The organism is Pseudomonas sp. 21615526 (genome assembly GCF_013386245.1).
GTDB lineage: Bacteria > Pseudomonadota > Gammaproteobacteria > Pseudomonadales > Pseudomonadaceae > Aquipseudomonas.
On the sequence record NZ_JACAOM010000194.1, the window covers coordinates 1 to 11179 of the forward strand.

Here is an 11179-nt window from a genome sequence, read left to right on the forward strand (position 1 = left end):
GTTCGGCGCCGCCGCGTTTTGCTTCGAACAACTCGCCACCCGCGAATCAAAGAAAAAGAAAGCCAAATAAGCTGATCATCAAAAGCAGCAAAACCCCAGTGCTTCAAGGGATACCCCGCCCCCGGGTTATCCCTTTTTTCCGTTCGCCCACCCCACCGTCCTCTATACACCGTCTTAATGCCCAAACCCGCAATCAGTGCCCGAACTTGATACCCAACCTCTTAACCTCCCCGCGTCCGCAATCGCGGCTTATTAATCAGGGGAGTTCCACCGTGCTCACACTCAAGTTCATCTATATCGCCAGCGGCCTATGCGCCGTCGGGCTGTTCGCTTATCTGGGCTACGCCCTCATTCGCGCCGAAAAGTTCTAGGGAGCCCCACCATGTACGACATGATTTTTGTAGGCCTCTCCCTGGTGTTTTTCGCCGCGACAACCATGGCCATTGTCGCCATGGGCAAGATTTGAACGGAGCCTCGACATGCTAAGCACTTTGCTGGAATTTGCGCTGGTCCTGGGGTTGATGACCGGGCTCGCCGTGCTGATGGGCAAGTGGCTGACCCGGGTGTTTACCGGAACCCGCCACGCCCTGCCGGAACGTTATACCTATCGCCTGCTGGGCATCGACCCGCTGGAAACCATGAGCTGGGCCCGCTACGGTTCGGCCCTGTTGCTGTCGAACGCCGCGATGATGCTGCTCGGCTATCTCATCCTGCGGTTACAGGCCGTCATGCCGATCAACCCACTCGGGCTGGCCGCACAAACCCCGGACCTGGCGTTCAATACCGCCGCTTCCTTTATCACCAACACCAACTGGCAGGCGTACTCGGGCGAAACCAGCCTGTCGAACTTCAGCCAGATGGCAGTAATCACCTTCCTGATGTTCGTCGGCGCCACCTCGGGCGTGGTCGCCGCAGCCGGTTTTATCCGTGGCCTGAGTCGCTCAAGCTCGGCGGATATCGGCAATTTCTGGGTCGACTTCACTCGCACCCTGTACCGCGTGATGCTGCCGCTGTGCGTGGGCATGGCCCTGGTGTATGTGTGGCAAGGCATGCCGCAGACCTTTTCCTCCCAAGCCCTGGCCACCACCCTGGAAGGCGCGCAGCAACAACTGATTGTCGGCGCCGTGGCGAGCTTTGAATCGATCAAGCATATCGGCACCAACGGCGGCGGTTTCTTCAGCATGAACGCCGCGCACCCGTTCGAAAACCCGACGCCGCTGACCAACGCCCTGCACATCCTCAGCATGTTGCTGATCCCGTCGGCGCTGACCTACACCTTCGGCAGCATGCTGCTGCAACGCCGTCAGGGCTGGGTGTTTTTCGGCACCTTCCTGGTGATGTTCTTAGGCTTTCTCGCGCTGGTGTACGGCGCCGAGCAAAACGGCAACCCGCTGCTGACCCAGGCCGGTGCCAACCAGACGCTGTCCATCGAGCAAAGCGGCGGCAATATGGAAGGCAAGGAGCTGCGTTTCGGCATCGCCGACAGCAGCCTGTTTATCGCCACCACCACCGCGGCCACCACCGGTTCGGTCAACGCGATGCATGACTCATTGACCCCCATGGGCGGCTTCGTGCCCCTGGCGCAGATGATGCTCAACTGCGTGTTCGGCGGCGACGGCGTGGGCTTTATCAACCTGATCCAGTACGCGCTGCTGACGGTGTTCCTGGTGGGCATGATGATCGGCCGCAGCCCGGAATTCCTCGGCAAGAAGATCGAGGCTCGGGAGATAAAACTGGTGATGCTCTCGGTGCTCGCGCACCCCATCAGCATCCTCGGTTTCACCGCCCTCGCCGCCCTGTGGCCCGACACCATGGCCAGCCTGAATAACCTCGGCCCCCACGGTTTCAGCGAGGTGCTCTACGCCTACACCTCGGGCACCGCCAACAACGGTTCGGCGTTCGCCGGGCTGAACGCCAACACGCCTTTCTTCAACACCACCATTGGCCTGGCGATGCTGGTCGGGCGCTTCTTCACCATGCTGCCGATGCTCGCCGTGGCCGGTTCCCTGGCGATGAAAAAGACCGTGCCTGCCGGCGCCGGCACCATCCCCACCGCAACCCCGCTGTTCATGGTGCTGGTGGTGTTTGTGGTGCTGGTGGTGGGCGGCCTGACTTTCCTGCCGGCGCTCGCGCTCGGCCCGCTGGTGGAGCAACTGCAGTTGCTGTCCGGCCAGACGTACAACTAAGGACACGTTGATGACGACTCAATCGATATTCAAAGGGCTGTTGCGCCCGGTGCTGGTTTCGGCAGTGTTTTTCATGGCGCTGACCGGCCTCGCCTACCCGGTCTTCACCACCTTTGCCGCGCAGTTGCTGTTCCCGTTCCAGGCCCAGGGCTCGCTGATTGAACGCGACGGTTTGGTGATCGGCTCGGCGTTGATCGGCCAGGACTTCACCAGGCCCGGCTACTTCCACGGCCGCCCGAGCATGACCCTCGGTGCCGACCCGCAAGACCCGAGCAAAAGTGTCTCCCAGCCGTACAACGCCGGTTCCAGCGGCGCCAGCAACCTGGGCCCTACCAGCCAGAAACTGGTGGACCAGGTCGCGGCCCGGGTTAAAGCCTACCGCCAGGACAACGGCCTCGCCGCCGAGGCCCAGGTGCCGGTGGATGCGGTCACCGCTTCCGCCTCCGGCCTGGACCCGCATATCTCCGTGGCCAACGCACGCATCCAGCTGGCCCGGGTCGCCCGCCTGCGACAGATCCCCGAAGCCGAACTGCTGCAACTGGTGAACGAAAACACCGCTGCCCGCACCCTCGGTTTGCTCGGCGAACCACGAGTCAATGTGCTGCAACTCAACCTCGCGCTGGACGCCCGTCTGCCTCTGCGCCAGCCCCCCATTGCGGCCAGTGAGTAAGAGATTCCCCCATGATCAAGAATGCTCGTTTACCTCTGTTTGATCGCGCCATCGTGCTCACCGCCTGCGGGGATGCGTTCAAGAAACTGCTGCCCCAGGCGCAGTGGAAAAACCCGGTGATGTTCGTCGTGTACCTGGGCAGCCTCCTCACCACGCTGCTGTGGTTCCAGTCCCTGGGTGGCCAGGGTGAAGCGCCCAGCGGCTTTATCCTCAGCATCTGTTTGTGGCTGTGGTTTACCGTGCTGTTCGCCAACTTTGCCGAGGCCCTGGCCGAAGGCCGCAGCCGTGCCCAGGCCGCCAGCCTGCGCGGGATGAAGCGCCAGACCCTGGCCAAGTTGCTGCAACAACCCAAACACGGCGCCCCATGGCTGCCGACCGAAGCCACGCTGTTGCGCAAAGACCAGGTGGTGTTGATCGAAGCCGGCGACCTGGTGCCGCTGGACGGCGTGGTGATCGAAGGCGTGGCCTCGGTGGATGAAAGCGCAATCACCGGCGAATCGGCACCGGTGATTCGCGAGGCCGGCGGCGACTTTTCCTCGGTCACCGGCGGCACGCGGGTGCTCTCGGACTGGCTGGTGGTGCGCATCAGCGTCAACCCGGGCGAGTCGTTCCTCGACCGCATGATCTCGATGGTCGAATCCGCCAAGCGTCAGAAAACGCCCAACGAAGTCGCCCTGACAATTTTGCTGGTGGGCCTGACCCTGTTGTTCCTGCTGGTGATCGCGACGCTGAGCCCGTACTCGATCTTTGCCGTGGCCATGAGTGGCAGTGGCAACGTGATCAGCGCCACGGTGCTGGTGGCGTTGCTGGTGTGCCTGATTCCCACCACCATCGGCGGCCTGCTCTCGGCCATCGGCGTGGCGGGCATGAGCCGCATGATGTCGGCCAATGTGATCGCCACTTCCGGCCGCGCCGTTGAGGCGGCGGGTGACATCGACGTGTTGCTGTTGGACAAGACCGGCACCATCACGTTGGGCAATCGCCAGGCCAGCAGTTTCCTGCCGGCACCGGGGGTCAAGGAAGCTGAACTGGCCGACGCGGCGCAACTGGCGTCCCTGGCCGACGAAACCCCGGAAGGCCGCAGCATCGTGGTGCTGGCCAAGCAGAAGTTCGACATCCGCGCGCGGGACATCAACGCCCTCGGCGCAAGCTTTGTGCACTTCACCGCGCAGACTCGCATGAGCGGCGTCGACCTGCCCGAAGGCCGCGGTATTCGCAAGGGTGCAGCGGATGCGATCCGCAGTCATATCGAAGCGCTCGGTGGGAGCTTTCCGGCTGCATTGCAGGCCAAGGTCGACGAAGTATCCCGACGCGGCAGCACTCCGCTGGTGGTCTCGGACGGGGCCAAGGCACTCGGCGTGGTGGAGCTCAAGGACGTGGTCAAGGGCGGCATCAAAGAGCGCTTCGCAGAACTGCGGCGCATGGGCATCAAGACGGTGATGATCACCGGCGACAACCGCCTGACCGCCGCCGCGATTGCGGTGGAAGCCGGCGTGGATGACTTCCTCGCCGAGGCGCGCCCGGAAGACAAGCTGCAGCTGATCCGCGACTACCAGGCCCAGGGCAAGCTCGTGGCCATGACCGGCGACGGCACCAACGACGCCCCGGCGCTGGCCCAGGCCGACGTGGCGGTGGCGATGAACAGCGGCACCCAGGCAGCGAAAGAGGCCGGCAACATGGTCGACCTCGACAGCAACCCGACCAAGCTGATCGAAGTGGTCGAGGTGGGCAAGCAGATGCTGATGACCCGTGGCGCGCTCACCACCTTCAGCGTGGCGAATGACGTGGCGAAATATTTCGCGATCATCCCGGCGGCGTTTGTCGCGACCTATCCGCAGCTCGGCGCGCTGAACGTGATGCACCTGAGCAGCCCCAACTCGGCGATCCTCAGTGCGGTGATTTTCAACGCGTTGATCATCGTGGCGCTGATTCCGTTGGCCCTGCGCGGCGTGACGTACCGGGCGATTGGCGCGGCAGCGTTGCTCAATCGCAACCTGCTGATCTATGGCCTGGGCGGGGTGCTGGTGCCGTTTGCCGGGATCAAGCTGATTGACCTGGTGCTGACCGGGCTGGGTCTCGTGTAGCACCGCAAACCCAATGTGGGAGCGGGCTTGCTCGCGAATACGGAGTGTCAGCCAACTCGACTGTCACTGACACACCGCTTTCGCGAGCAAGCCCGCTCCCACCATTGAACCGCATTGACCAGGAATGACATGCCCGCATTAAACGAAGAACGCCCCGACCCCGACGCCCTTCTCGCCCGGGTCCAGCAGGAAGAACAGGCCGCCTTGCGCGGCAAACTGCGTATCTACTTCGGCTCCAACGCCGGGGTGGGCAAGACCTGCGCCATGCTTGACGCGGCGCAACGGGAAGTCAGCCTGGGCCGCGACGTACTCGCCGGTGTGGTGGAAACCCACGGCCGCCAGGAAACCGCCAACCTGCTCAACGGCCTCGAACAACTGCCCCGCGCCCACCGCCTGCATCACGATTTCACCCTCACCGAATTCGACCTCGACGCGGCCCTGCAACGCCATCCCGCCGTGCTGCTGGTGGATGAACTCGCCCACAGCAACGTGCCCGGCTCGCGCCACCCGAAACGCTGGCAAGACGTGGAAGAACTGCTCAGCGCCGGCATCGATGTGTGGACCACCCTCAACGTCCAGCACCTGGAAAGCCTTAACGATCTGGTGAGTGGGATCATTGGCATTCGCGTGCGGGAAACCGTACCGGACCACGTGTTCGACAATGCCCACGAAGTGGTCGTCGTGGACCTGCCGCCGGATGATCTGCTGCAACGCTTGAAGGACGGCAAGGTGTACCTGGGCCCTCAGGCCGAACGTGCGTCGCGGCACTTTTTCCGCAAGGGCAACCTGCTCGCCCTGCGGGAACTGGCCCTGCGCCGCACGGCCGACCGGGTCGACACGCAGATGCGCGTGTACCGTCGCGAACAGTCGATCAAGACCCTGTGGCCCGCCCGCGAGCGATTGCTGGTAGGCGTGGCCGGTGACGCCGGTGATGAACGCCTGGTGCGAGAAGCCGCGCGCCTGGCGCAAAAGCTCGAGGCGGACTGGATCGTGGTGCACGTCGCCGCAGCCCAGGGCCGCGGCGCCAAGCGTTATCTCACGGCGATGAAAACCCTGGCCCTGGCCAGCGAATTCGGCGCCGACACCGCGACATTGCCGGGCATGGACGTCGCCGAAGCACTGGCCGCCTGTGCCCGGGAACACAACGCCAATCGCCTGGTGCTCGGCCATCACCCGCGCCGGGCATGGCGGTTCTGGCATCAGTCGGTGAGCGACCGGATCAGCCGGCACCATCCGCAGATCGACCAGATCGTGATCGCCCATGGCATGTTGCCAGGCACTGTTCCTGCCATTGAAAAACCTACACCAGCGCCCGGCAGAACCCTGGCCTACCTCTGGTCCACACTCGCCTGTTTCACCGCCAGCGCCATCGCCGCGCTGCTGCTGCAGGTGTTCGACCTGGCCAACGTGGTGATGCTGTTCCTGCTCACGGTGGTGCTGGTGGCCCTGCGGTTTGGACGCGGCCCCGGCGTGTGGGCAGCGATGCTCGCGGTGCTGTGTTTCGACTTCTTTTTCGTCCAGCCGCGCTACTCGTTTACCGTCAACGACACCCAGTATTTCTTCACCTTCGCGCTGATGCTCGGCATCGCCCTGATCACCGGGCAACTCACCGCCCGCCTGCGCCACGAAGCGCGCACCGCCGCTGCCCGGGAACGCCGCGCTACTTCCCTGGCGCGTCTGGCCCGGGACCTGTCGGCCGCGTTGACCGTGGAGCAGATCAGCGAAGTGGCGCTGCGCACCTTCAGCGGCGTGTTCGAGGCGCGGGTCGGCCTGGCCTTGCCGGACGCCGCCGACGGCGTGCACAGCGTGGGCGCGGGCGGGCTGCCGATCGACGACAGCATCGCCCAATGGACCTACGACCACGGCCAGTCCGCCGGCCAGGGCACCGACACCTTGTCCGCCGCCAAGGGCTGCTACCTGCCGCTCAAGGCGCCGATGCGCGTGCGCGGTGTGCTGGTGCTGGAACTGGCGCAAAGCGAACGCCTCAACGAGCCCGAAGAGCGCCGCCTGCTGGAAGCCTGCATGAGCCAATTGGCGATTGCCCTGGAGCGCGTGCACTTCGTCGAAGTGGCGCAAAGCACGATGGTGCAGATGGAAGGCGAGAAAATGCGCAACACCTTGCTCGCGGCGATTTCCCACGACCTGCGCACTCCCCTGACCACACTGATCGGCGCCGCCGACACCGCCCTGCCCCATGCGCCGCCGGGGCCGCTGACCGCGTTGCTGCACGGTATTCATGAGCAGGCGACTTCGATGCAACGCTTGATCGAAAACTTGCTGGACATGGCCCGCATGCAGGAGCGCGGTGTGCGGCTCAACCGGCAATGGCATTTGCTGGAAGAGATCGTCGGCAGCGCCCTGCGCCAGTTGCGTGAACCACTGGCCCGGCATGTGGTGAACACGACGCTGGACCCGCAATTACCGCTGGTGGAAGTCGACGCGCTGCTGATCGAACGGGTGCTGGTCAACCTGCTGGACAACGCCGCCAAATACACCCCGCCTGGCACGGTCATCACCGTTACCGCCCGTTCCGTTTCCGACAGCATCCTGCTGGAAGTCAGCGACACCGGCCCGGGCAGCGCGCCGGCCAATCTGTTCGAACCGTTTGCCCGTGGCCAGCAGGAATCCTCGGTCGCCGGAATCGGCCTGGGCCTGGCCCTGGCCAAGCGCATCGTCGAAGCCCACGGCGGGCGCATCGAAGCCAGACCCGGCAGCGAGCGCGGCATGCATTTCGTCATCACTTTACCGGCGGGTACTCCGCCCCCAATGGACGCCCTATGAGCACTGCACGCATTCTGATTGTTGAAGACGAGGCCAACATCCGCCGTTTTGTCGGCATCGCCCTGCAGGATGAGGGCTTCCAGGTGTTCGAGGCCGACAGCGTCAAACGCGCGTTGATCCACGCTTCCAGCCGTCAGCCGGACCTGGTGATCGTCGACCTGGGCCTGCCGGACGGCGACGGCAAACAGCTGATCAGCGAGCTGCGGGGATGGCTGGCGGTGCCGATCCTGGTGTTGTCGGCGCGGGATCGCGAAGAGGAAAAAGTCGCCGCCCTGGACGCCGGCGCCGATGACTACCTGACCAAACCCTTCGGCGTACCCGAGTTGCTCGCGCGCATCCGTGCGCAACTACGCCGTCATGGGCAGACCGGCACCGTGGCGGCCACCAGCAAGGTGGCGTTTGGCGATATCGAGGTGGACCTGGCGACCCATGAAGTGTGGCGCCAAGGCCTTCCGGTGCACCTGACGCCCATCGAATACCGCCTGCTGTGCGCGATGATTCGCGGGCAGAGCCGGGTGCTGACCCATCGGCAATTATTGCTCGAGGTGTGGGGCCTGGATTACGTGGACCGCGCCCACTACCTGCGGGTGCACATGGCGCATCTGCGGCAGAAGCTGGAGGCGGACCCGGCCCAGCCGCAGTACTTCATCACCGAGTTGCAGGTGGGCTACCGACTGGTGGGCTTGTGAACAGGTGCGCGGCGGCGAAGTCGACAAACACGCGAATTTTCGGCGAGAGGTGCCGGCTGGACGGCCACAGGGCCCAGAACTGGCCCTGGTCATCGGAATGGCCGTCGAGCACGGTTTCCAGCTGGCCTTGGGCGAGTGCTTCGCGGGCCAGGAAGTCTGGCACGTAGGCGATCCCATGGCCGTCCATCGCGGCCCGGAGCATGGCTTCCATGTTGTTCAAGGTCAGGGCGGTGGGCAGGCGCAACTGGGTAATGGCCGGGTTGGCGGACAAGGTCCAGTCCATGATTTTGCCGGTGGTGGCGAAGCGGTAACGCAAGCACGGGTGATGCTCCAAATCGCTCAGGGACTCTGGCCGACCGTTGGCCCGCAGGTACTCGGGTGATGCGCACAGCACAAACCTGAACGGTCCCAGTTTGCGGGCCATCAGGGTCGAGTCCGCCAGACCGCCGCTGCGGATGACCACGTCGAAGCCCTCCTCGATCACATCCACCAGATGGTCGTTGAAATCCAGCTCCAGCTCGATCTCGGGGTAGGCTTTGCGGAACGCCATCATGTGCGGAAAGAGAAAGCGATAACCGATGGTGGGCAGGCTGACCCGCAGTTTACCCCGAGGCGCCTGCATTGCATGGGAAAGCATGGCGCGGGCGTCTTGCAAATCATCGAGAATTTTCCGACACCGTTCGTAGAACAGTTGGCCTTCTGCGGTGAGGCTGACCTTGCGCGTACTGCGGTGCAACAGCCGCACATTCAGTGACGCCTCAAGCTTGGCGACATTCTTGCCCACCGCCGAAGCGGAAATCCCCATCGCCCGGGCCGCGCCGGTGAAGCTCAGGGCCTCTGCCGTTTTCACGAAGGCGATCACGCCGCTCAGGTTATCGGCCACGTCATTGCATCCATTCAGTCCGTTATGAACGGAATGTAAGCCCGTTTATCCGTGATTGCATCCTGATTAGAGTCTTTTAATCTTCAAACTCGCGGGAATGCCCCTATGAACACGACAACCGAATCTGCGCCCGCCCATGGCCGATATTCCATCCTGGCGGCCATTTGCCTGGCCGCCTTGGTATTGCCCATGAGCTTTACCGGCGGCGCCGTCGCCACGCCCTTTATCGGCCAGGCATTTGCCGCCCAGCCCAGCCAGCTGGCGTGGATCACCAACGCATTCATGCTGAGTTTCGGCAGCCTGTTAATGGCCGCCGGCACCCTAGCCGACCTCTATGGGAGAAAGCGTCTTTTCTTGTGGGGCATGGCGCTGTTTACCGTGGTCTCCTTGCTGCTGGCAGTGGCACCGGGGATTTTCTGGCTGGATGTGTTGCGTGGCGTGCAGGGCGTCGCGGCGGCTACGGCATTGGCCAGTGGCTGTGCGGCGCTGGCCCAGGAGTTCGACGGGCACGCCCGTACCCGCGCCTTCAGCTTGCTGGGCACCACATTCGGTGCAGGCCTGGCGTTTGGGCCATTGCTGTCGGGGGTGCTGATCGAGCACTGGGGCTGGCGCTCGATTTTTCTCGGCACTGCATTATTGGCCGGTATTTCGCTGCTGTTTGCCGCGCCCAAAATGCGTGAAAGCCGCGACCCGCAAGCGCTGCGGCTGGACACCGCTGGTGTACTGACGTTTTCCGCGATGCTGGTGGCCCTGACCACGGCGGTGATCCTCGCGCCGGAGCACGGCTGGACGTCGCCGCTGGTTGATGCCCTGATGATCGCGGCGGCGGTGTTTTTGCTGGTGTTTGTCCTCGTCGAAAACCGCTCAAGCCAACCGATGCTGGAGCTGCGGCTGTTTCGCTTCCCGCGTTTTATAGGCGTGCAGCTCCTGCCGATCGGTACCTGCTACTGCTACATCGTGCTGATCGTGTTGCTGCCCCTGCGGTTTATCGGTGTGGAAGGCGCCAGCGCGCTGGACGCGGGTTTGATGATGCTCGCGTTATCGGCACCGATGCTGGTGGTGCCGATGATCGCCGCATCGCTGACGCGCTGGCTCTCAGCAGGACTGTTGTGTGCCATTGGCTTGCTGATCGCGGCGGTGGGCCTGTGGGGATTAAGCCTGGCCAACCAGCCTGCGCAGACCATCGCCGCAATGCTGGTCATCGGGATAGGCACCGGGCTGCCGTGGGGTTTGATGGATGGTTTGGCGATCAGCGTGGTGCCCAAGGAGCGCGCGGGAATGGCGGCGGGGATTTTCAACACCACCCGCGTGGCCAGTGAAGGCGTGGCGCTGGCGATTACGATGGCGGTATTGGGCGCATTGGTGGCACATCACCTGAAGGGTCGCGCAGGGGCCGACGTGTCAGTGATTGCCCAAGGCCTGGTCATGGGCAACGTGCAACTGGCCTCGGCCGCCCTTCCGCTGGAAGCACTGCGCAGCGCCTACATCGCGGGGTTCAACACCTTGCTGCAACTGCTCGCGGGATTCACCGTGCTGACGGCGTTGGTGGTCCTGGCCTTCATGGGGCGAAACAGCATTGCACCCGTGCAAACCGAACCGGGCATTCAATCGTTGAGCTGAATCCCAGGCACAAAAAAGCCCGCTCAATGAGCGGGCTTCCTGTGGTACCTGGCGTTCAGCGTTCCAGGTGACCGAATATGGCGCAGCGGACGGGACTCGAACCCGCGACCCCCGGCGTGACAGGCCGGTATTCTAACCGACTGAACTACCGCTGCGCGTAACACATAAAGCGAATGGTGGGTGATGACGGGATCGAACCGCCGACATTCTGCTTGTAAGGCAGACGCTCTCCCAGCTGAGCTAATCACCCTTCACTTTCGGTGTGG

The 11179-nt window shown here is 63.6% G+C and carries 8 protein-coding genes and 2 tRNA genes; 7 read left to right on the forward strand and 3 right to left on the reverse strand.

The features are described 5' to 3' along the window. The 6 genes from kdpF to HX786_RS30740 all read left to right on the forward strand — a co-directional run. Window positions 1-371, forward strand: a 371-nt coding sequence (kdpF, locus tag HX786_RS32115; protein WP_256735345.1) for a K(+)-transporting ATPase subunit F, incomplete at its 5' end; no start/stop codon positions are given. 108 nt (window positions 372-479) lie between these two features. Further along, window positions 480-2186, forward strand: a complete 1707-nt coding sequence (gene kdpA, locus HX786_RS30720) for a potassium-transporting ATPase subunit KdpA (RefSeq protein ID WP_177010104.1) — start codon at window positions 480-482, stop codon at window positions 2184-2186. Window positions 2187-2196: 10 nt separating this feature from the next. Then, entirely contained in the window at window positions 2197-2856 is a 660-nt protein-coding gene (kdpC, locus tag HX786_RS30725) for a K(+)-transporting ATPase subunit C (RefSeq protein ID WP_177052082.1), read from the forward strand. Window positions 2857-2867: 11 nt separating this feature from the next. Beyond that, entirely contained in the window at window positions 2868-4940 is a 2073-nt protein-coding gene (gene kdpB, locus HX786_RS30730; RefSeq protein WP_087695258.1) for a potassium-transporting ATPase subunit KdpB, read from the forward strand. Between the two features lie 129 nt (window positions 4941-5069). Beyond that, the gene (locus HX786_RS30735; RefSeq protein WP_102606160.1) at window positions 5070-7721 is read left to right on the forward strand and encodes a sensor histidine kinase KdpD; all 2652 of its coding nucleotides are present in this window, start codon (window positions 5070-5072) and stop codon (window positions 7719-7721) included. Next, on the forward strand, window positions 7718-8410 hold the full coding sequence (locus tag HX786_RS30740) for a response regulator (RefSeq protein WP_003219430.1): 693 nt from the start codon (window positions 7718-7720) through the stop codon (window positions 8408-8410). The genes HX786_RS30735 and HX786_RS30740 overlap by 4 nt, the downstream gene beginning before the upstream one ends. Here the strand turns inward: HX786_RS30740 and HX786_RS30745 are convergent. After that, window positions 8370-9293, reverse strand: coding sequence for a LysR family transcriptional regulator (locus HX786_RS30745; RefSeq protein WP_178913042.1), 924 nt, complete (start codon window positions 9291-9293; stop codon window positions 8370-8372). The genes HX786_RS30740 and HX786_RS30745 overlap by 41 nt on opposite strands. Window positions 9294-9398: 105 nt before the next feature. On the opposite strand from HX786_RS30745, the gene HX786_RS30750 reads away from it, so the two are divergent. After that, complete coding sequence (locus HX786_RS30750; protein ID WP_178913043.1) at window positions 9399-10913, forward strand: MFS transporter; 1515 nt, start codon at window positions 9399-9401, stop codon at window positions 10911-10913. A 78-nt stretch (window positions 10914-10991) separates the two neighbouring features. On the opposite strand, the gene HX786_RS30755 is transcribed toward HX786_RS30750, so the two are convergent. Together HX786_RS30755 and HX786_RS30760 are read right to left on the reverse strand one after the other, a co-directional pair. Beyond that, a tRNA-Asp gene (locus HX786_RS30755) sits at window positions 10992-11068 on the reverse strand. 19 nt (window positions 11069-11087) lie between these two features. Next, a tRNA-Val gene (locus HX786_RS30760) sits at window positions 11088-11163 on the reverse strand. Window positions 11164-11179: the final 16 nt, after the last annotated feature.